Source organism: Pseudogemmobacter faecipullorum (assembly GCF_020539525.1).
In the GTDB taxonomy this organism is placed as follows: domain Bacteria; phylum Pseudomonadota; class Alphaproteobacteria; order Rhodobacterales; family Rhodobacteraceae; genus Pseudogemmobacter; species Pseudogemmobacter faecipullorum.
In genome coordinates, this window is sequence record NZ_JACDXX010000004.1 from 58,009 (window position 1) to 78,018 (window position 20,010).

Sequence of the window (20,010 nt, forward strand, 5' to 3'; positions counted from 1 at the left end):
TGGGCATCATGGATATTTTCCGGCGCAAGCCCGAGGTTGAAACCCGTTCCAGCGGCACGGGATACACGGCGCAACTGATCGGGGCGCGGCAGGCATATATTGCGGGCGTCTCCGGCATCGGGGAACTCACTGCCACGGTGCAGGGCTGTGTGAGCCTCTGGGAAGGGGGCTTGTCGCTGGCTGACGTGCAGGGGGCACCGCTGCTGGATCGGCGCTCTATGGCCGTCTGCGCCCGCTCTCTGGCGCTTCGGGGCGAATGTGTGTTCCTGATCGGTGATGCCCTTATCCCGGCTGTCGATTGGGAAGTGACAACCCGCCACGGGGTGCCGAGGGCTTACCGGCTGTCATTGCCCGAGGCAGGCGGCAACACCACGACCACGGCACTTGCTGCCGAGGTGCTGCATTTCCGGGTGGCCCCCGATCCGGCTCAGCCCTGGACCGGGCAGGCCCCTTTGCGCCGATCCAGTCTGACGGCGGGCCTGTTGCAGACCATCGAGGCGGGTCTGGCTGAGGTTTACAGCAATGCGCCGATGGGTTCGCAGGTGGTGCCATTCCCCGAATCGCAGGACGTGGACCTGCACGAATTGGGCCGGGGCTTTCGCGGGCAGCGTGGCCGGGTGCTGGTGCGCGAGAGCGTCAACGTCTCGGCGGCTGGTGGCCCGACCCCGGCACAGGACTGGAAACCGCAGGACGTGACGCCGGACCTGCGGGGCATGCAGCCGCTTGAGCATCTGGCCTCGGCCCGTCACGCGATCTGCAATGCGTTCGGCGTCCTGCCCGGCCTGTTCGTGGGTGAGGCGCAGGGGCCTCTGGTGCGGGAAGCGCAGCGGCATCTGGCGCAGTGGACCCTGCAACCGCTGGCAATGCAGATGGCCGAGGAAGCGGCGGCAAAGCTGGGCGGGCCGGTGATGATTGACGTGATGCGGCCCTTGCAAGCGTTTGATTCTGGCAACCGTGCCCGATCCGCCGGGGCAATCATTTCCGCGCTGGCCGAAGCCAAGGCAGCAGGGCTGGACCCGGCGCAGGTAGATCTTGCCCTGTCGCTGGTCAACTGGGGCAAGGATGATGGGGCGGCTTAGTATGTGCTATCAGGCGAAGGCCTCTAGGCCTTTGCAGCTTTAGTGGCTTTGAGGAGTTTCTTCTCTATGCGGGCAATGTGCTTGGGCCAGTCATCTTCCCAGCCTGTTCTTTGTGCGGTCAAGCACAGTTCTAGGGCCTTATCGAAATCACCTTTCTTCTCGGCGACAATACGCAGCCGCGTAAATCCTGGGTGCCTCGGGATATGATTGTATTCTTTTGAAAATGCTTGAGCAGTTTCTTCGTGAAAGCTGACGGCCATCTCGGCGCATTTTACACTGTTATCAAGTGCTCCCGAGACAGTCTCGCGCCAGCGATAAAAGGTTTCACTAAGATTGTAGAGCGCAAAGTGTCGGTCGATGATGTTCATGTCATCCCCCAAGTGCTCCATTGCTTTGTTCAGGAATGCGATTGCACAATGTTCATGCCCCGGCTTGCTGAACCACGTGGCCGCATTAGAAAGGTAGCTGAACCGATTAGGGCTATGTGAAAATGGGCCACCTTCAACAAGTGGCCGGGGCCGCCCACCGAGTGGGGCGTATGTGTCCGCCATCCATTCTCTATCTGATTCTGAGAAGGTCGAAAGCCACCAGTCTTCAAGGCCCATCGCAGCAATATCACCCATGACCTTGGGCACATGAGGCGGGGGATTTGATTTGGAAGCCTTGTTGATGAACCATCGGAGCATGAGTCTCCCTCCTCCTTGCGCTTTACCTGATTAGAATGGCTTCAGCTTAGTTGCTGGGGTTCAACGTGTCGCCAGGAAGTTCATGGGTTTGCTGCCGGAACTAGCTTAGCCAGCTTGTTCCCCTGGCGTTCCCCAGAACTACCAAAAGCAAAAGGCCGCCCCGAAGGGCGGCCTTTTTTTGCTGGTATTCCAGTAAGATACTGGTGCCGCTGAAGGGACTCGAACCCCCGACCCCATCATTACGAATGACGTGCTCTACCAGCTGAGCTACAGCGGCGCCTTTTCCTTGCGGGCCGGGGTGATCCCGGTCCTGTCTCCTGCGCGAAAGCCACCGGGCTGTCGCGACCGGTTGAATTTCCGGGGATAATTCCCCCGGGAAGCGCAACCCGGATACAGGTCGAGGCCTTAGCCTTTCGCTTTTGGGAATGCAAGAGCGGAAAACGGGGCGGATGTGCCGCCGGACTGCCCCGGCACTGCTCTGCTGCGAGGGCGCAACCGGAAAATCACTGCAGATCGCCTCGCGCGCCTGAATCAAGTGCTTGCAGCGCGGCGGGACATCAGAAATATAATTGTCGGGTGATGTGAACCCATGCGGCAGGTGCGAAGACCTGCCCTGCGGGAGCACAGGGCCAGAACAGGAAAACGTGTGCGAAGGGACATAATGTCCAGGGCAGAAGCCCGCAGTCTGAGGAAAGTGGCCCGGATGCTTCCGGTGTCACCTGAACCGGGCTGTGAAACACGGCGCCAGACGACAGAGACAGGCGATGCGGCTGGCGGTGAGGATTGCCCTGAGGGGGCAGCCCCGGTCGACCGATGTAGCTCGCTGCGTCGCGCCGGCCCGGGCGCAAAACTTCGATGGACCACTGATCTCGTTCTGACGGCGCATCGCCTCTGCGCCCCATCTTTCTTTGTGCAAAATAACCATGGCCGTGCGGGCAGCAGTCCCGCGCGGCTTTCTCTTTTCGGAGCAAACGCCCGTGTTATTTGAATGGATGTCTGACCCCGCTGCCTGGGCCGGTCTTGCCACTCTCATCGTTCTCGAGATTGTCCTCGGGATCGACAACCTAGTTTTCATTGCCGTACTGGCAGAAAAACTGCCACCGCATCAGCGTGACAGGGCACGGGTGATCGGCCTTGGCCTCGCGCTTGGCATGCGTTTCGTCCTGCTGGCCTCGATCGCCTGGATTGTCACCCTGCAGGCGAATCTGTTCACTTTGTTCGGACATGGCTTCTCGGGGCGCGACCTGATCCTGATTTTCGGCGGTCTGTTCCTGCTGTTTAAAGGCACGATGGAACTGCATGAGCGGCTGGAGGGCCATCAGAGCGCGAAGGCGCAGAATGTGGTCTATGCCTCTTTCGCCCAGGTGCTGATCCAGATCGTGGTGCTGGATGCGGTGTTCTCGCTGGATTCGGTGATCACGGCGGTGGGCATGGTTGAGCATCTGTCGATCATGTATATCGCGGTGATCGTGGCAATGTCGGTGATGCTGCTGATGGCCAAGCCGCTGATGAATTTCGTCTCGAAACATCCGACCGTGGTCATTCTCTGCCTCGGCTTCCTGATGATGATTGGCTTCTCGCTGATTGTTGAAGGGTTCGAGTTCCATATCCCCAAGGGCTATCTCTATGCCGCGATCGGCTTCTCGGTCGGGATCGAGGCGCTGAACCAGATCGGCCGGCGCAACCGCGAGCGGTTTATCACCTCGGGCGATCTGCGCGACCGCACCGCCGAGGCGGTGCTGCGTCTGCTGGGCGGGCGCAAGGGCGAGGAGCTGGGCGGAACCGCGGATGTGATCGCGGTGCAATCCGCCGAACAGTCGCTGTTTGCGCCGGAAGAGAAAGAGATGATCCAGGGCGTGCTGGGGCTGAATGAGCGCCCGGCCACTTCGGTCATGACGCCGCGCAATGAGATCGACTGGATCGACCTCAATGCGGGTGAGGCCAGAATCCGCGAGCAGATCCTCGAGCAGAAACATTCCCGTTTCCTGATCGCGCGCGGCAGCCTGGATGATTTCATCGGCGTGGCGCTGGCGCGGGATCTGATGCGCGATCTGCTGACCGATGGTGAAATCCAGGTCGAACGTTCGGTGCGTGAACCGCTGGTGCTGCATGAAAGCGTATCGGTGCTGAAACTGATGGAGCAGCTGCGCCGTGCGCCGGTGCAGCTGGCGGTGATCGTCGATGAATTCGGCTCGCTCGAGGGGATCGTCACGCCCACGGATATGCTGGAGGCGATTGCCGGTGATTTCCCCGATGAGGATGAGGCCCCGGCGACCGAGGAACGCGGCGATGATGGCTCCTGGCTGGTAGATGGCTGGATGGATATCCGCCGGGCCTCGCAGCTTCTGGAGGCTGATCTTGAGGATGAGACCGAGCGCTATTCGACCCTGGCCGGCTATCTGCTCTGGCGTCTCGGACATATGCCTGTCGTGGGGGAGCAGATGGAGTTTGACAATCTGCGCTTTGAGATTGTCGCGATGAATGGCCGGGCGATTGATAAGATCCGCGTTGCCCGCAAACCATCGCTGTTCTGAACCTGCCTCGTGCAGGGCTGAAACTTCCAGGGCCCGGATCGCAGGATCCGGGCCTTTTCTGTCTGCCGCCCGCTTCGGCCAGGGACAGAGCGGTAGCCCATATTCTTTTCTCGGCCGACAGCGTAATGTTGTGAAAATTCAGCCGGGCCAACCGGCGGACAGGCAGAGAGGGGGAGCTATGCGGGAACCAGGTGTCAGGCGCTTTGTCGCCCGTGGAGTGGCGCATATCGACGTGCTCTATGATGGCGCGCCGGTCGCGGTTTCTTTCGTTCTGGTGCCGCAGTTTACCATGCTGGCCTTCACCTCGGCGGTGGAGCCTTTCCGGGTGGCCAATCAGCTTTCAGGCAAGACCCTGTTCGAATGGGCGGTCTGGTCGGCCGAGGGGGAGCCGGTCAGCGCGTCAAACGGCATGACCATGGTGGTTGATGGCGCTTTGCCGGCCGAGGCACCGCCCGGCTATGTCCTGGTCTGTGCCGGGGTTGAGCCTGAGCGCCATCTCAGCCGCAAACTGGCTGACTGGATCCGGGTGCAATGGCGGCGCGGGCGCACGGTGGGCAGCCTGTGTACCGGCGCCTATACCCTTGCTAGGGCGGGAATCCTGAAGAACCGCCAGTTTACCCTGCATTGGGAGAATATTCCCGGGTTCCGTGAATCCTGGCCCGATCTGGAGCCGGAGCGGCGGCTCTATTGTATCGACAACCGGGTGATCACCAGTGCCGGTGGCGTGGCGGCGGCCGAGCTGGCGCTGCGGCTGATCTCGGATCACTATGGGCCCGAGCTGGGCCAGGCCGTGATGAATATGTGCCTGCTCTCCAATCTGCGTCTGCCCAATGATGACCAGATGCCCTCGCTCGCGGCACGTCTTGGCACGCGAAATGAGCATGTGGTCCGCGCGGTGGCCTGGCTGGAAAGCCGGATCGCGGATGAGTTTCGCCTTGATGACTGTGCCGAACATGTCGGGGTGACGCCGCGTCAGATCCAGCGGCTGTTCCGCCGCTATCTGGGGGTGACGCCGGTGCAATATCTCAACAGCCTGCGGCTGTCGCATGGACGGATGCTGCTCTCTGAGACCAATATGACGGTGATGGAGGTGGCGGTGGCCTGCGGTTATGTCTCGGCCTCGCATTTTGCCAAGAGCTTCCGGCGCAAATATGGCGTGGCGCCCGGAAAATATACCCATTTCCCGGGCCATGCGCAGACCCTCGCTAAAGCGCCGCGAGCGGTGCGGCGCGAAGCGATTGCCAGCTGATCAGGGTTTCAGCAGCCTGTAGGCCAGCAGCCCGACAAATTCGCGGATTGCCGTGGTGGTGAGGCGCAGATTGCGCGGCGCATCGCTGGTAAAAATCGCATTGGGCGAGGCCCGGTAATCGACGGGCCAGGGCAGAATGCCCTGCCAGCCGGCCTCGGCAAAGCTGTCGGCCGAGCGGGTCATATGGAAGGCGCTGGTCACCAGAAGCCAGGTCTCGCCAGGTTTCGGCTGGATCAGCTCACGCGTCAGCCGCGCATTTTCGGCGGTGTTGCGGGCAGAGGTTTCCATCACCAAACGCTCAGGCGCGATGCCGAGCTCGCGGTAAAACCGCAGCGCCGCCGGTTCACCCTCTCTGCCATGGCGGCTGGTCAGATCGGAATAACCGCCGGTGAAAATCAGCTTCGCCCCAGGGAACAGCTGTGCCAGCCGCAGGCCTTCGGTAAAGCGCTCGGCGCTGTCATTGAGGCGGACCGGATCGCCCTCCGGCAGGAAAACCGCCTCCTCTGCGCCGCCCAGAACGATGATCCCGGTCACGCTGGCGGGCAGTTCGGGATAGGGCCAGTGTTTTTCCAGCTGCCAGATCAGCCGGTCGCCAATGGCGATATAGCTGAAGCACAGGGTCAGCAGCAGCGAGGTGAACCCGGCCCAGAGCGCCAATCGCCGCCGGTTCAGCAGCAGGCCGGCCAGAACCAGGCTGGCGGCGATAATCGCCCAGCTGACCGGCTGGATCAGCAGCCAGGTCAGTTTGGAAATAACAAAAAACAGATTGTCCATGCGGCAGTTCTGGCGGCTTCCGCTTGGTCGGGCAAGGCCGAACCTGGATCAGCCGTCAATAAATTCGCGCCAGCGTCGGATCAGGTAATTATGCTCGGGCATGATGGTTGACCAGACTGTGACCCGCGCCTCGCGTTCGCGCCAGGAGCCGCCCTCGCGCCGCTCGCCTTTGCGCACCACCACCGGCAGATCAAGCCCGGGCAGATCCTCAGCCGCGGGCAGGCCAGCATACCAGTAGTCCCATTCCGCGGGCGTCAGGGTCTGTTTCAGCGGCTCGGGTACCGACATGTAATAGCCCTGGCGGGCCATGATCGCCCCGGGCGTGCCGTCGAGCCACCAGTTCAGATAGCTATAGGCCATGTCGAGACGCGCCCCTTCGGTCGCGGCAGAGATCGACAGGCCCGAATGCCAGCCGCGATAGCCTTCCTTCGGGGCGGCATAGCTGAGCTTTTGACCGGCGGCGCGCAGCCGGTACCAGGCCGGTGACCAGATCGCACCCATTGCCGTGCCCGGACCGGCCATCATCTTCACGGAATCCTCGGCCGAGGCCCAGAAGCGCCCGAAATGGCCCGAGCGTTTCAGCCGCATCAGATGGCTGAACAGCTCGTCAATTTCCTCGACCGACAGATCGCCGGGATCCCCGATCTCCATCAGCCCGGCCGCGCGCGCGGCCAGGGCCAGCTCTACCGCGCTTGCCGCCGGATCCTGTGCCATTGCACAGCGGCCATGCCAGCGCTCATCGAGGAGCCAGGCCCAGGATTCGGCCTCGCCGGCGTGGCGCAGCGCCTCGACCTCGGGCCCCCAGGCAAAACTGTCGAGGTTATAGGTGGTGGGCAGCATGGCGATCCGGGCCGCAGCGCCTGGCGCGGGCAGGGGGCCGAGACTGCGGTCATGCTGGACATAGAGCAGATCGCCAGGCCTGGCTCCGGTGCCCTGGCCCGATCCGGCGATGCGGATTTCACCCCAGCGCCGGATCCGGGCCGTGTCGATCGCCTGGATGGCAACGGCGGTCCAGAGCAGGTCGAGCGAGTGAAACCACTGATCGTAAACATCATAGCTGCCAGGGCTCATGATGCCGCGGCGCTGGCAGGGCAGGCCGTCGAGAATGTCGAATTCCACGGCAAAAGGCAGCTGTTCTTTTGCCGCGCGGCAAAGCCCGGGGGTCAGGGTCGCCGAGGTGCCCAGCACCCGCAAAGGCCTCTCATCCATTCTGCCCGCCTCCATCAACCGGGGTCAGATAGCCGACCTGGCGCGGCACCGGCAAAGCCGAGAGCACGCGCAGCCGCGCGAGGAGCAGCTTCTCGACCCGGCTCAGGTGGTTTTGCAGCAGGATCCGCGCCACCTCGCCGGTTCCCATGCGCAGATGATGCAGGATCTGCGCATAATCCTGCAGGCTGCTCAGATCGTCGACCATCGGGAAATGCTGGCGAAACAGCTGTGAAACGATGAGGGAAATCTGATTGCGCCGAATTGAGGTCAGCATGCGTTTATTGCGTAAACCGTCACTAAGATGGCGGAAAAGCGCAGTTTCCACTTCATTCACCCGTTCGGCACTGCAATCGGGGAACCGGGTGATCAGCTGGTCAACCCTTTGCGCCAGCTCTTCGAGAGCGGCCGGATCCATCGCCGGAGCCAGCCGCGCCAGCGCCTCCGGCTCGAGCAACCGGCGCATTTCCAGGGTCTCGCGCAGATCGCGGGCGGTCAGCTGCCCGACGATCCAGTGCGATTTATGATCCTTTTCGATCAGGCGCCGGTCGGTCAGCCGCCAGAGCACCTCACGCGCTACGGTGCGGCTGACATGATAATGATCACCAAGGGCTGCCTCCTGGATCCGCCAGGAGCCGAAGGGCATGCAGGCGGTGATTTCCTCGCGCACCTGGGCAAAGATCCGCTCCCAGCTGGGCGAGCGGTCAATCTCCTCGGCGCGGCCGCCGGGATGATCGGTCAGAATATCATGCAGCTCGCGGCTGCTGATGCGCACCGGCCCGGCCGTGCCGGTGATATAACCCTGGCCAAGGGCGGCGCGGATCAGGCCGGCCTCGGCCAGCAGGGCCAGCGCCCGGCGCACCGGGGCACGCGACACACCAAGATGCAGGGCGATGACAGCCTCTTTCAGCACCGTGCCGGGGCCGATTTCGCCGCGCAGGATCCGGTCCGCCAGCAGGTCGCGCACCGAGGCATAGAGGAAAGCCTGGGCCGGGGCTGCGGGCAGATCGGGCGGGGGGGGGAGCTGTATCGCCATAATAAATGTACTTTGAATACAAAGTTAGCAGAGTAAAGCCGAAGATCTCGCTATTTTGCGCGATCGAGCATGGATATGCGGAATTTATCAGACAGAATGCGACATTTTATAAGTCTAAATGTTTATTGCATCCTTGAAACACTTTGTTAGCCTGTTGTCAGAAGGTCCACTGCTTTCGCAGAATGAAGAGGCCCGGCCTCGGGAATCACCCGGTGACAGGGCCCAATAAACACAGGGAGAAAGACGATGACGACCACTGAGAAGAAGGCGGGCGACTTCAGCCGTCGCGGATTTCTGAAGGCCTCGGCCGGGGCGGCGGGGGCCGCTGCCGGAGCGGGGGTTCTTGGCACCCCGATGATCTGGGCCCAGACCATCAAGGACATCACGCTGAACCAGGTCGGCCCCTCTTATTCGGTGATTGCCGATATCTGCGAGAAGGCCTCGGCGGATCTGGGCTTTAAGATCATGCCGCAGACCGCGGACAGCACCTCGCTGATGGCAAAAGTGGTCAATCAGCCCGAAACTATCGATATTGCCGATCTCGAATTCTGGGCGATGCAGAAGGTCTGGCGCTCGGGCCAGCTGCAGCCGGTTGAGGTCGCAAAGATCGCGAAATGGAACGACATCACCCCGGTGATGAAGGACGGCAAGAATTTCGATGGCTCGCCCCAGTCGATGCAGGGCACCACGCCGGTGAAGGTGATGTATACCGGCGGGCCCGGGGATAAGGAATTTTCGGCGGCGCCGACCGAATATGCCACCACCATGCCGACGATCTTTAACGCAGATACGCTTGGCATCCGCCCTGATCTGATCGGCCGTCCGGTGGACAGCTGGGCCGAGCTGTTCAATCCGGAATTCCGCGGCAAGGTCGCGCTGATGAACATCCCGCAGATCGGCATCATGGATGCTGCTATGGCCATCGAGGCGCTTGGCGAGCGCACCTATGCCGATAAAGGCAATATGAGCAAAGAAGAGATCGATTTCACCATCGATCGGCTGATCGGCCTCAAGAAAGAGGGCCATTTCCGCGCCTTCTGGACCACCTTTGACGAAAGCGTCAACCTGATGGCCGGGGGGGAGGTGGTGATCCAGTCGATGTGGTCGCCGGCGGTCACCGCGGTGAAATCGCGCGGCACCGCCTGTATCTATCAGGGGATGAAAGAGGGCTATCGCGGCTGGGGCCTCGGTATGGGGCTCATGAGCCATCTGGAAGGTATCAGGCTTGAAGCCGCCTATGAATATCTGAACTGGTATCTCACCGGCTGGCAGGGTGCCTTTATCGCACGCCAGGGCTATTACTCCTCGGTTCCCTCGACGGCGAAAGAGAATATGACCGCCGATGAATGGGGCTACTGGTATGAGGGTAAGCCCGCGGTTGCCGATATTCTCGACCCCTATGGTGCGGTGATGGACAAGGCCGGTGCCAGCCGTGATGGCGGCTCGTTCGAGGCGCGGATCGGTAATATCGCCTGCTGGAACACCGTGATGGACGAAGAGCGCTATATGGTCAGCCGCTGGAATGAGTTTGTCTCGGCCTGATCGCGACAAAGGCTGATACGGGGCGCGGGCCCCATAACGGGCCTGCCAGCTTCTTCCCGCGCCGCGACCGGCGCGGGCCTTCTCTTCTGAGCTCTGAGGTTTCCCATGTCGCGCTCGTCGGGCCGGTCATCGCCGCTGACGCCCTATCTGCAGATTACACCGCTTGCTCTGATCATGCTGGCCATGGTGGGCATCCCGCTGATCACGGTTGTGCTGCTGAGTTTCTGGCAATCGGATGGTATTGCCATCTATCCTGAATTCACCCTGGCCAATTACGCCCAGGTGCTGACCTCTCCGGTCACGCTGACCTTGTTTCTGAACACGCTGAAATATGCCGCCATCACTCTGGTGGCGACGACGCTGATCGGCTTCACCTGTTCCTATTTCCTGGTGTTCTATGTCCGCAGTCTGAAATGGCAGATCGGGCTGTTTCTGCTCTGCACCATCCCGTTCTGGACCTCAAACGTGATCCGCATGGTCAGCTGGATCCCCTTCCTTGGACGTGAGGGGGTGTTCAATCAGATGCTGATCAATGCCGGGGTGATCGATGCGCCGCTCGACATGCTGCTCTATTCAGATTTCGCGGTGGTGCTGACCTATATCCACCTCTTCACTTTGTTCATGATTGTGCCGGTCTTCAACTCGATGGCCAAGATCAATCCCAGTCTGATTGAGGCGGCGCGCGATGCCGGGGCCAGCCCTTGGCAGATCCTCTGGACCGTGATCGTGCCTTTGTCACGCACCGGGATCGCGCTTGGCTCGATCTTTGTCGTCACCCTGGTGATGGGCGATTTCTTTGTCGTGCGGGTGATGAGCGGCGGACAGAGCGCCTCGGTGGTTTCAGCGATGAAGAACCAGATCGACCAGCTGTTTTACCCCGAGGCGGCCGCCATGGCGGTGCTGCTGATCGTTGTCGTGCTGCTGATGGTCTCGGCCATTCTGCGCATCGTCGACATCCGCTCGGAACTGGCAAAGTAGGGGGCGGGCATGTCACAGGCGACACAAAAACGCGGGCTGGCCTTCTATCTGCTGGCCGCATTCTTCGCGACTTTCGTTCTGTTCCTCTATGGCCCGATGCTGGTGATCTTCATCCTCAGCTTCCAGGGGCCGACCGGCGGGCTGACCTTCCCGATGCGCGGCGTCTCGACCCACTGGTTCCAGGATCTCTGGGGCGCGACCCGCTACGGCGATCTGGGCGGGGCTTTCAAACGCTCGATGCTGCTGGGGCTGATGTCGCTGACGGTGACCGGCGTGGTCTGCCTCTTTGCCGGCCTTGCCTTCCGCAGGCGCTTTTTCGGCGCGGGGCCGCTGTTCTATCTCGCCATCACCAGCCTCGTCGTGCCGGGGATCCTGCTTGGTCTTGGCATCAGCCAGCTGTTCCAGCTGCTTGGCTTCCGCCTGAACTGGTGGCTCTCGGGCCTTGGCGCGCATCTCAGCTGGACGTTGCCCTTTGGCCTCCTGATCATGTTCGCGGTGCTGAACCGCTTTGACAGTTCCTGGGAGGAGGCGGCGCGCGATGCCGGGGCCAGCCCCTGGCAGACCCTGCGCTGGGTGACGGTGCCGATCCTGTTCCCGGGCCTGATCGCGGTGGCTTTGTTTGGCTTTACCCTCTCTTACGATGAAATGCCGCGTTCGCTGCTCACTGTCGGCGGCAAGAATACCCTGCCGATTGAAATCTCCAACATGACCACAAACGTCACGACGCCTGCGCTTTACGCGATTGGCACCGTGACCTCGGTCATCAGCTTTGCCGTGATTGCGCTGGCCTTCCTCGGTATCGCTCTCATCCAGAAACGCCGTGCCCGCGCCAAGCGAGGAGCCTGATCTATGTCTGAAGCAAGCCGCATTGATATTCGCGGAGTGAGCAAACTCTACGGCCCGGTGAAGGCTGTGAATAATGTCGACCTGGTGATTGAGGGGGGCAGCTATTGCTGCATGATCGGCCCCTCGGGTTGTGGCAAGACCACGCTTCTGCGCATGATCGCCGGGCATGAGGAGCCCTCTTCCGGGGTGATCAGCATCGGCGGCCAGGATGTGACCCATGCCAGAACCGGCAATCGTGGCACGGCGCTGATGTTCCAGAATTATGCGCTTTTCCCGCATCTGTCGCTGACCGATAACGTCGCCTTCTCGCTGCGGGTCAAGGGAGAGGCCAGCGACAGCCGCCGCGCAAAAGCGCGCGAGATGCTGGAGCGGGTGCAGCTGGGCCATCTGGCCGACCGCCTGCCTTCTGAGCTTTCGGGCGGGCAGCAGCAAAGGGTCGCCCTCGCCCGGGCGCTGATCACCAATCCCAAAGTGCTGCTGCTCGATGAGCCGCTCTCGGCGCTGGATGAATTTTTGCGGCTGCGGATGCGGGTTGAGCTGAAGCGGCTGCAAAATGAGCTGGGCATCACCTTCATTCACGTCACCCATACCCAGCCCGAGGCGATTGCCCTCGCCGACCAGGTGGTGGTGATGGATCACGGGCTGATCGAACAGGCGGCCAGCCCGCGTGAGATCTATAACCATCCGCACAGCCCCTATGTGGCGCGCTTCATGGGCGGTCAGAACGTCATTTCGGGCCGGGTTGAAAGCACCTCGGGCGAGGCGGCGGTGGTGCTGGGCGCGGATGGGCACCGTCATGCGCTGAACGGCATTTCCGGTCAGAAACCTGGCGCCGAGGTCAAATTCTCGGTGCGGCGCGACCGGATTCAGGTGGTTGATCAGCCGGCGGCGATGAACGGGCTGACCGGCAAGGTGATCAATACCGAATATCAGGGCACTTTCGTCAAACTCGCCCTCGATACCGGCACGCGTGAGGAATTCATCATCTATCTGCCGGATGAAGCCTGGTTCGCCCGCCCGATTGAGGTGGGCCAGACCGTGCATGCGGCCTGGGATATGGCGGCGACGCATTACCTCAGGGGCAGCAATAATTCCGCGGGCATGCCGCTCGAAGACTGAGCAGCTGCCGGACCAACAGGAGAGTGAAAATGGCTAAGAAAATCTACTGCGCCTTCGGCACGGATATCGACTCGGTCGCGGGCTGGATCGGCTCATATGGCGGCGGCGACAGCCCCTCGGATATTCAGCGCGGCATCTTTGCGACCGAGGTCGGTATTCCGCGTCTGCTGCGTCTGTTCAAAAAATACGATCTGCAGACCAGCTTCTTCATCCCAGGTCATTCGCTGGAAACCTTCCCGAAGGAAATGCAGATGATCGTCGATGCCGGCCATGAGGTCGGCGCGCATGGCTATCTGCATGAAAACCCGATCGCCATGACACCGCAGCAGGAAGAAGATGTGCTGGTGAAGTCGATTGAGCTGATCGACAAACTGACCGGCAAGGCCCCGCGCGGCTATGTGGCGCCCTGGTGGGAAATGTCGAATTCGACCGCGGCTTTGCTGCAGAAATATAATTTCAGCTATGATCACAGCCAGGGCTACCGCGACTTCCAGCCCTTCTATGCCCGGGTCGGCGATGAGTGGAACACCATCGACTATACGAAACAGGCCAAAGACTGGATGCATCCGCTGAAGCACGGCAAAGAGATCGACCTCGTCGATATTGCCGCCAACTGGTATGTCGATGACCTGCCGCCGATGATGTTCATGAAGAAATCGCCGAATTCGCATGGCTTCGTGAATCCGCGCGATATCGAGGAAATGTGGCGCGATCAGTTTGACTGGGTCTACCGCGAGATGGATTACGCGGTCTTTGCCTTTACCATTCACCCCGATGTGGCGGGCCGCCCCCAGGTTCTGCTGATGCTCGAGCGGCTGATCGAATATATCAGCGGCCATGAGGGCGTCGAATGGGCGACGTTTGAGCAGATCACTGATGATTTCCGCAAGCGTTACCCCTTCGCCTCCGGCAAACGCCCGGAAGTGATCTGACCTCATGTGCTCGGCCTGCGGCTTTCCGGCAAAACCCGGCCACTGGACCGATGCCGGGGGGGCAACCCCCGGCGACCGGCTGCGCCTGCGCTTTATCCGGCTGGCCGCGGTCAATCGCCTGCTCGCGCCCTATGGGCTGAAAGCGCATGACGACGGGGTGACACCAGGTCTGCAGCTCTTCGCCCCCGGCGGGCAGCGTGAGCTGGTGGCGGATCTTGAGGCTTTGTGGCTGGCGGCGGCAGGCATGGCAGGCATGCCGATTGACCCTTTGTCCGAGCGCGCGCTGAACCATGGCTGAACCTGGCGAGGGCAGGCTGGGCCTGACCATTCTTGGCGGTTTTCTCGGCGCGGGCAAAAGCACCTGGGCCAGGCATCAGCTGCATGAGGGGCAGTTTGCCCGGCACCATCTGATCGTGAATGAAGCCGCCGGAACCCCGGTCGACAATCTGCTGCTTGGCGGGGCGGCCCGGCTTTCCGTCCTGGCGGGGGGCTGCGCCTGCTGCGAGGGGCTACCGGCGCTGATCAGCCTTTTACGCCATGTTTGTGACGAAAATACCGGGGCGGCGGGGCGGCAGATCGACGGCATACTTCTGGAAACCAGCGGTTTGGCCGATCCTGGCGCCATTGCCCGCGCCATTGCCGCAGATCCGGTGCTGGCGCGGCATCTGCGCATCACCACGACCCTGGTGCTGATTGATGCTCTGCATGGCCTCGCGCAGCTCTCTGCCGAGCCGCTGGCGCGGGCACAGGCTGAGGCGGCGGACAGGCTGATCCTGACGAAAGCAATGCGGGCAGAGCCAGGGGCGGCGGGCGATCTGCTGGCCACATTGCGCCTGCTGAACCCTGCGGCTGATATCAGCGGCGCAGAACTGGGCCTTGCCGTGGCTTTGCCAGAGCCCGGAACCGCCCGGCTTCTGGCCGGGCCTGAGCGCCAGGCGCCGATCCGGCCCTGGCGGCTGGATGTGGGCGCCGAGGGGGCCTGGGTTGCGCTCTCGACCTGGCTTTCGGCGCTGCTGGCGGCCAGGGGTGAGGATGTGGTGCGGGTCAAGGGGGTGGTTCGCACCCCGGCCGGGCGGCTTTTGCTGCAATCGGTGCGCCGGGTGGTGCAGCCCCCCGAAATTCTGCCCGAAACCGAGCTGGCCGGACCCGCCCCGGAAGAGGGGGTGATCGTGCTGATCGGCCGTAACTTTGATGCTGCGATGCTTGAACGCTCCTGGAGGCTGTTCGGGCCAGGCTGATCCATGCTTTCTCCGGGTTAAACCCCTGGAATAGATGATGACTTAGCGCCTAAAGCGCATCTGCGGCTGCCCTGGGAAACGCGGGACTGGCGGTAGGGTGACCTTGCGTCAGACCCGCGGCCAGGGCGGCTGCGCAATTCGGAACCTGGGGCGTAAAAAGACTGATTGCGTCGCAATTACTGCCATGAGTGACCGGGTTTGCCTTGATCCTGAAATGAACAGGGTCCACGATCAGCGGACCAGGATGACCCCTTTATGCCTGGATCCGGCCTTAAGATCCGGGCGTCTGACGTTATCCTGCCCTGACCCTAAGGCCCTGCTGTGCCGCAGGCAAAGGCGGTGACGCCTGCGGAGCAATTCATATCCGCCCCAGGGAGATCAGAATGAAGAAACATGTTTCAACCCTTGCGCTCACCGTCGGGCTGAGTTTCGGTGCTTCGGCTGCTTTCGCTGAATGTGGCGAGGTCAGCATCGTGGCGATGAACTGGCAGAGCGCGGAAGTGCTGGCGGCGCTGGACGCGCTGATCCTGAAAGAAGGCTATGGCTGTGATGCCAGCATCATTTCCGGCGATACCGTCCCCTCGATCACCTCGATGGTGGAAACCGGCAAGCCCGATGTTGCACCGGAAGGCTGGGTCGATCTGGTGCCGGAGGTGATCAGCCGCGGTATGGCAGAGGGTCGGCTGGTGAAAGGTGCGCTGGCGCTGGCTGACGGGGCGGTTCAGGGCTGGTGGATCCCGAAATATATCGCTGATGCCAATCCCGATATCAAAACCATCGATGATGCCCTGGCCCGTCCGGATCTGTTCCCCGATGCCGAGGACCCGTCGAAAGGGGCGGTTCACAATGGCCCGCAGGGCTGGGGTGGCACGCTGGTAACCGGCCAGTTCTACGTCGCATATGATGCCGAAGCTAAAGGCTTCAAGCTGATCGATACCGGTTCTGCGGCGGGGCTCGATGGCTCGATTGCACGGGCCTATGAGAATAAGCAGGGCTGGATGGGCTATTACTGGTCGCCGACCGCGCTGCTGGGCAAATATGAAATGGTCAAGCTTGACCATGGCGCGGAGTTCAATGCCGAAGCCTGGACCAGCTGCAATTCGAATGCCGAATGCGCCGATCCGCAAAAAAATGACTGGCCGGGTGATACGGTTCAGACCGTTATGACCTCGGCTTTCGCCGAGCGTGCTCCGGCAGAGGTGAAAGCCTATTTCGACACCCGCTCCTGGTCGAATGCCACGGTGAACAGCCTGATGGCCTGGATGACCGACAATCAGGCCACGGGTGAGGATGGCGCGCGTTATTTCCTTGAGAATAACCCGGAAATCTGGACGCCCTGGGTCACTCCGGAAGCTGCAGAAAAGATCAAAGCCGCGCTCTGAGCGCCCGATCTGAGCTCTGGTCCGGGGGTTCCCGGGCCGGAGTATCCCCAGCGGTCGCCAGGACCTGCCACTGCCAACCGGAGCATCTATGAGCTGGTTTACTGAATTTCCGCATCTGAGTGATGCGACCCTTCGTGATCTGCGAAAACTCGTGGACGAGAGCTTTCGCGAATTTACCCGTGCCTGGGGCGGTACTTTTGAGACCGTGTTCGAGCCACTGCGCCTGTTTCTGATCTGGTCCGAAAATCTGATGCTGAATACGCCCTGGCCCGTGGTGATCACGGTGATCGGGCTGATCTCCTGGTTCGCCAGCCGCAGCTGGCAGATTACCGCTTTTACCATCCTGACCCTGCTGCTGATCGGCTGGTTCGATATGTGGGATGACACGATGCGGACCGTGTCGATGATCTTTGTCTGTACCCTGGTGGCGATTGCGGTCGGGATACCAATTGGCATCCTTATGGCGCGCTCGAACCGGATGCAGGCCTTTGTCAATCCGATCCTCGATGTGATGCAGACCATGCCGAGTTTCGTCTATCTGATTCCGGTGGTGATGCTGCTTGGCATTGGCCGGGTGCCGGGGGTGATCGCGGTGGTGATCTATGCCATTCCGCCGATGATCCGCCTGACCAACCTGGGGATTCGTCTGGTGGATAAAGATGTGCTGGAGGCAGCAGATGCTTTCGGCTCCTCCTCCTGGCAGAAGCTGAAGAATGTGCAGATGCCGCTGGCGCTGCCGACCATCATGGCCGGCATCAACCAGACCATTATGATGGCGCTCGCCATGGTGGTGATTGCCTCGATGATCGGGGTGCAGGGCCTGGGGCAGCCGGTGCTGCGCGCGATCAATAACCAGTATTTCACCATGGGGATGCTGAACGGCCTCGCCATTGTCGGCATTGCCATCATCTTTGACCGCGTCAGCCAGGCCTATGGTCGCCGGTTGCAAAAGCACCTGGAGATCTCGCATGGCTGAGGGGATCGGAATCGAGATCCGCAATCTCTATAAAATCTTTGGTCCGGATGCGGCCCGGCTTGTCACCCAGGTGCAGCAGGGCATGACCAAAGCCGAGCTGAATGAAAGACATGCCCATGTGCTGGGCCTGCGCGACATCAGTATCTCGATGCCGGCCGGTGGCATTCAGGTGATTATGGGCCTGTCCGGTTCGGGAAAATCGACGCTGATCCGCCATATCAACCGGCTGATTGATCCCACCGCGGGCGAGGTGCTGGTCGGGGGCGAGGATGTGGTGAAAATGGCCCCCGAGGCTCTGCGCCAGTTCCGTCGCCATAAAACCGCGATGGTTTTCCAGAAATTCGCGCTGCTGCCGCATCGCAATGTACTGGAAAACACCGTCTATGGCCTCGAGGTTCAGGGCGTTTCCCGCGCGAAACAGGTTGAAGCGGCGATGACCTGGATCGAGCGGGTCGGGCTGAAAGGCTATGAGACTAAATATCCGAACCAGCTGTCGGGCGGGATGCAGCAGCGCGTCGGCCTGGCGCGGGCGCTGACCAATGATGCACCGATCCTGCTGATGGATGAGGCTTTCTCGGCGCTCGATCCGCTGATCCGCGTCGATATGCAGACCATCCTGCTGGATCTGCAGAAAGACATCCGCAAGACCATTGTTTTCATCACCCATGACCTGGATGAGGCGCTGCGTCTTGGCGATCAGATCGCCATTCTGCGCGACGGCTGCATGGTGCAGCAGGGCAGCGGCCAGGAGATCGTGCTGAAGCCGGCCGATAGCTATATTGAAAGCTTTGTCGAGCATGTGAACCGCGGCAAGGTGCTGCGGCTGGGCTCGGTGATGGAGCCTGGCGGAAGCGAGCCTGACCTGCCGCAACTCTCGGATCAGCTGCTGCTGGCCGATGCCGCCAGGGCGATGATGCACAGCGGTGCAGCGCGTTTCGCAGTGACCAATGCCGCCGGACAGCCGGTCGGGCAGATCTCTGTGGCGCAGGTCAATCAGGCACTTTACGGCTGACAGAGCTGCTGATGCAGACTGAAAAACGCCCGGAGCGACTGCTCCGGGCGTTTTGCTCTGCTCTGCCTCCAGGCCGTCAGCCCTCGGGATGCAGCCGGTTCCAGCGCAGCGATGACCAGAAAGAAATTCCGATCAGAATTGCACCGCCGAGGCCGGTGATGACTTCAGGGATATGCACCAGGGCCTGAAGATACATGATGACCGAAAGGATCATGATCGCCCAGAACGCGCCATGTTCAAGGAAACGGTATTCGGCCAGCGTACCTTTCTCGACCAGCATGATGGTCATCGAGCGCACATACATCGCGCCGATGCCAAGGCCGATGGCGATGATGAACAGGTTCTGCGACAGGGCAAAAGCACCGATCACCCCGTCAAACGAGAAGCTGGCATCGAGCACTTCCAGATAGAGGAAGGCGCCGACGCCGCCCTTGGCCGCGCCCTCCAGCATCTGCTGGCTGCGGTCGAGGATACCACCCAGAACCTCGACCAGCAGGAAGGTCAGCAGGCCCCAGATCGCGGAATGGAAGAAGGTATTCGCGGCAACCGGCCCCAGCTCCGGATCGGTGCTGTTCTGAATGATATGCGAGAAGATCAGCATGATGACCAGCACAACGGCGATTTCGATGCCTTTCACGGTCGAATAGGCCGCGGCTTTCGATTCGATCCAGCGGATCCAGTGCACGTCTTTTTCATGGTCGAAGAAGAAGCTCAGGCCGACCATCATCAGGAAGGTGCCGCCGAAAGCGGCGATCGGCAGATGCGCCTCATTCATGATGCGGCTGTATTCTTCCGGCTGGCTGGCGGCCATGACAATGGCGCTCCAGGGGCCGACATTGGCCGCGATCACCACGATCAGCAGCGGGAAGACGATCCGCATGCCGAAGACGGCGATAATGATGCCCCAGGTCAGAAAGCGATGCTGCCATTCCGGCGTCATATCTTTCAGCTTATTGGCATTCACGATGGCATTGTCGAAAGACAGTGAAATCTCCAGCACTGCCAGAACGCAGACAATGAAGAAAATCGAGGCAGTGCCGCCTGCGGTGCCGGTGGTTTCCCAGCCGAGCCAGAGGCCGAGTGCGAGGCCGAGCGCGGTAACAATAAACGCGGCGGTAAAGTAGGAGAGTACGGAGCGTTCGGAAGGGGCTGACATTGCCGCTTTCATCCTGTGCTGTGAAAGACAGGGAACAATTAGCGCGCTGGCCGCTGTGCGGCCAGAGGAGATTCGATCCGCGACGGGTTACGGGCGCTGTCCTGACGTAAAGTCCTGCCTGCGCGCTGCTCAGATCCGTCCGCTGCTGACCAGGGCCGTTGCAATATCCCGGCCCTCGTCCGCAGGCTTCAGAGCAAAGCCGTTCCAGTGTAGCCCCCAGGCTGTGCCGCCGGTCCGGGGAAAACAGTAAAAAAACCCCCGGCGC

General features: G+C 61.2%; 18 protein-coding genes and 1 tRNA gene. 13 read left to right on the top strand and 6 right to left on the bottom strand.

All coding sequences use genetic code 11. From position 1 onward, the window contains the following. The first annotated feature begins 8 nt into the window (after positions 1 to 8). A complete protein-coding gene (locus tag H0485_RS05500; protein WP_354002439.1) occupies positions 9 to 1,079 on the top strand; it encodes a phage portal protein in 1,071 nt (356 codons plus the stop codon). A gap of 23 nt (positions 1,080 to 1,102) precedes the next feature. Here the strand turns inward: H0485_RS05500 and H0485_RS05505 are convergent, their stop codons facing one another. Further along, on the bottom strand, positions 1,103 to 1,765 hold the full coding sequence (locus H0485_RS05505) for a hypothetical protein (RefSeq protein WP_226934363.1): 663 nt from the start codon (positions 1,763 to 1,765) through the stop codon (positions 1,103 to 1,105). A 201-nt stretch (positions 1,766 to 1,966) separates the two neighbouring features. Continuing rightward, a tRNA-Thr gene (locus H0485_RS05510) sits at positions 1,967 to 2,042 on the bottom strand. Between the two features lie 715 nt (positions 2,043 to 2,757). Here H0485_RS05510 and H0485_RS05515 point away from each other — a divergent pair. Beyond that, the gene (locus H0485_RS05515; RefSeq protein ID WP_226934364.1) at positions 2,758 to 4,299 is read left to right on the top strand and encodes a TerC family protein; all 1,542 of its coding nucleotides are present in this window, start codon (positions 2,758 to 2,760) and stop codon (positions 4,297 to 4,299) included. 178 nt (positions 4,300 to 4,477) lie between these two features. Beyond that, positions 4,478 to 5,548, top strand: a complete 1,071-nt coding sequence (locus tag H0485_RS05520; RefSeq protein ID WP_226934365.1) for a GlxA family transcriptional regulator — start codon at positions 4,478 to 4,480, stop codon at positions 5,546 to 5,548. Here H0485_RS05520 and H0485_RS05525 read toward each other — a convergent pair whose 3' ends face one another. Genes H0485_RS05525 through H0485_RS05535 form a run of 3 tightly spaced genes read right to left on the bottom strand, consistent with a single transcriptional unit; the run spans position 5,549 to position 8,564 of the window. Further along, positions 5,549 to 6,322: a YdcF family protein gene (locus H0485_RS05525; RefSeq protein WP_226934366.1), complete on the bottom strand. Its 774-nt coding sequence runs from the start codon at positions 6,320 to 6,322 to the stop codon at positions 5,549 to 5,551. A gap of 48 nt (positions 6,323 to 6,370) precedes the next feature. Then, positions 6,371 to 7,531, bottom strand: a complete 1,161-nt coding sequence (locus H0485_RS05530; protein ID WP_226934367.1) for an ABC transporter substrate-binding protein — start codon at positions 7,529 to 7,531, stop codon at positions 6,371 to 6,373. After that, entirely contained in the window at positions 7,524 to 8,564 is a 1,041-nt protein-coding gene (locus H0485_RS05535; protein ID WP_226934368.1) for a GntR family transcriptional regulator, read from the bottom strand. The genes H0485_RS05530 and H0485_RS05535 overlap by 8 nt, the downstream gene beginning before the upstream one ends. A gap of 246 nt (positions 8,565 to 8,810) precedes the next feature. On the opposite strand from H0485_RS05535, the gene H0485_RS05540 reads away from it, so the two are divergent. The 10 genes from H0485_RS05540 (at position 8,811) to H0485_RS05585 (ending at position 18,589) form a co-directional block, all read left to right on the top strand. Then, complete coding sequence (locus H0485_RS05540; protein WP_226934369.1) at positions 8,811 to 10,106, top strand: ABC transporter substrate-binding protein; 1,296 nt, start codon at positions 8,811 to 8,813, stop codon at positions 10,104 to 10,106. A gap of 105 nt (positions 10,107 to 10,211) precedes the next feature. Then, positions 10,212 to 11,084, top strand: coding sequence for an ABC transporter permease (locus H0485_RS05545; protein ID WP_226934370.1), 873 nt, complete (start codon positions 10,212 to 10,214; stop codon positions 11,082 to 11,084). A gap of 9 nt (positions 11,085 to 11,093) precedes the next feature. Beyond that, the gene (locus H0485_RS05550) at positions 11,094 to 11,930 is read left to right on the top strand and encodes an ABC transporter permease (protein ID WP_226934371.1); all 837 of its coding nucleotides are present in this window, start codon (positions 11,094 to 11,096) and stop codon (positions 11,928 to 11,930) included. A gap of 3 nt (positions 11,931 to 11,933) precedes the next feature. Further along, on the top strand, positions 11,934 to 13,049 hold the full coding sequence (locus H0485_RS05555; RefSeq protein WP_226934372.1) for an ABC transporter ATP-binding protein: 1,116 nt from the start codon (positions 11,934 to 11,936) through the stop codon (positions 13,047 to 13,049). A 29-nt stretch (positions 13,050 to 13,078) separates the two neighbouring features. Then, positions 13,079 to 13,981, top strand: a complete 903-nt coding sequence (locus H0485_RS05560; protein ID WP_226934373.1) for a polysaccharide deacetylase family protein — start codon at positions 13,079 to 13,081, stop codon at positions 13,979 to 13,981. 4 nt (positions 13,982 to 13,985) lie between these two features. Beyond that, positions 13,986 to 14,279, top strand: coding sequence for a hypothetical protein (locus H0485_RS05565; protein ID WP_226934374.1), 294 nt, complete (start codon positions 13,986 to 13,988; stop codon positions 14,277 to 14,279). Beyond that, positions 14,272 to 15,219 carry a CobW family GTP-binding protein gene (locus H0485_RS05570; protein WP_226934375.1) on the top strand — a complete coding sequence of 316 codons (948 nt, stop codon included), beginning with the start codon at positions 14,272 to 14,274 and terminating at the stop codon, positions 15,217 to 15,219. Before H0485_RS05565 ends, H0485_RS05570 begins: the two co-directional genes overlap by 8 nt. Before the next feature lie 383 nt (positions 15,220 to 15,602). Next, positions 15,603 to 16,601 (top strand): glycine betaine ABC transporter substrate-binding protein, encoded by a 999-nt coding sequence (locus H0485_RS05575; protein WP_226934376.1) that lies wholly within the window; start codon positions 15,603 to 15,605, stop codon positions 16,599 to 16,601. A gap of 88 nt (positions 16,602 to 16,689) precedes the next feature. Then, the gene (locus tag H0485_RS05580; protein ID WP_226934377.1) at positions 16,690 to 17,577 is read left to right on the top strand and encodes an ABC transporter permease; all 888 of its coding nucleotides are present in this window, start codon (positions 16,690 to 16,692) and stop codon (positions 17,575 to 17,577) included. Further along, the gene (locus tag H0485_RS05585) at positions 17,570 to 18,589 is read left to right on the top strand and encodes a quaternary amine ABC transporter ATP-binding protein (RefSeq protein WP_226934378.1); all 1,020 of its coding nucleotides are present in this window, start codon (positions 17,570 to 17,572) and stop codon (positions 18,587 to 18,589) included. The genes H0485_RS05580 and H0485_RS05585 overlap by 8 nt, the downstream gene beginning before the upstream one ends. A 76-nt stretch (positions 18,590 to 18,665) precedes the next feature. On the opposite strand, the gene H0485_RS05590 is transcribed toward H0485_RS05585, so the two are convergent. Then, positions 18,666 to 19,745, bottom strand: coding sequence for a DUF475 domain-containing protein (locus H0485_RS05590; protein WP_226934379.1), 1,080 nt, complete (start codon positions 19,743 to 19,745; stop codon positions 18,666 to 18,668). Between the last annotated feature and the right edge of the window lie 265 nt (positions 19,746 to 20,010).

Excerpts from the sequence above, each read along its gene's own strand:
- H0485_RS05500 (WP_354002439.1), top strand. The coding sequence starts at position 9 with ATGGATATTTTCCGGCGCAAGCCCGAGGTTGAAACCCGTTCCAGCGGC.
- H0485_RS05505 (WP_226934363.1), bottom strand. The coding sequence starts at position 1,765 with ATGCTCCGATGGTTCATCAACAAGGCTTCCAAATCAAATCCCCCGCCT.
- H0485_RS05515 (WP_226934364.1), top strand. The coding sequence starts at position 2,758 with ATGTCTGACCCCGCTGCCTGGGCCGGTCTTGCCACTCTCATCGTTCTC.
- H0485_RS05520 (WP_226934365.1), top strand. The coding sequence starts at position 4,478 with ATGCGGGAACCAGGTGTCAGGCGCTTTGTCGCCCGTGGAGTGGCGCAT.
- H0485_RS05525 (WP_226934366.1), bottom strand. The coding sequence starts at position 6,322 with ATGGACAATCTGTTTTTTGTTATTTCCAAACTGACCTGGCTGCTGATC.
- H0485_RS05530 (WP_226934367.1), bottom strand. The coding sequence starts at position 7,531 with ATGGATGAGAGGCCTTTGCGGGTGCTGGGCACCTCGGCGACCCTGACC.
- H0485_RS05535 (WP_226934368.1), bottom strand. The coding sequence starts at position 8,564 with ATGGCGATACAGCTCCCCCCCCCGCCCGATCTGCCCGCAGCCCCGGCC.
- H0485_RS05540 (WP_226934369.1), top strand. The coding sequence starts at position 8,811 with ATGACGACCACTGAGAAGAAGGCGGGCGACTTCAGCCGTCGCGGATTT.
- H0485_RS05545 (WP_226934370.1), top strand. The coding sequence starts at position 10,212 with ATGTCGCGCTCGTCGGGCCGGTCATCGCCGCTGACGCCCTATCTGCAG.
- H0485_RS05550 (WP_226934371.1), top strand. The coding sequence starts at position 11,094 with ATGTCACAGGCGACACAAAAACGCGGGCTGGCCTTCTATCTGCTGGCC.
- H0485_RS05555 (WP_226934372.1), top strand. The coding sequence starts at position 11,934 with ATGTCTGAAGCAAGCCGCATTGATATTCGCGGAGTGAGCAAACTCTAC.
- H0485_RS05560 (WP_226934373.1), top strand. The coding sequence starts at position 13,079 with ATGGCTAAGAAAATCTACTGCGCCTTCGGCACGGATATCGACTCGGTC.
- H0485_RS05565 (WP_226934374.1), top strand. The coding sequence starts at position 13,986 with ATGTGCTCGGCCTGCGGCTTTCCGGCAAAACCCGGCCACTGGACCGAT.
- H0485_RS05570 (WP_226934375.1), top strand. The coding sequence starts at position 14,272 with ATGGCTGAACCTGGCGAGGGCAGGCTGGGCCTGACCATTCTTGGCGGT.
- H0485_RS05575 (WP_226934376.1), top strand. The coding sequence starts at position 15,603 with ATGAAGAAACATGTTTCAACCCTTGCGCTCACCGTCGGGCTGAGTTTC.
- H0485_RS05580 (WP_226934377.1), top strand. The coding sequence starts at position 16,690 with ATGAGCTGGTTTACTGAATTTCCGCATCTGAGTGATGCGACCCTTCGT.
- H0485_RS05585 (WP_226934378.1), top strand. The coding sequence starts at position 17,570 with ATGGCTGAGGGGATCGGAATCGAGATCCGCAATCTCTATAAAATCTTT.
- H0485_RS05590 (WP_226934379.1), bottom strand. The coding sequence starts at position 19,745 with ATGTCAGCCCCTTCCGAACGCTCCGTACTCTCCTACTTTACCGCCGCG.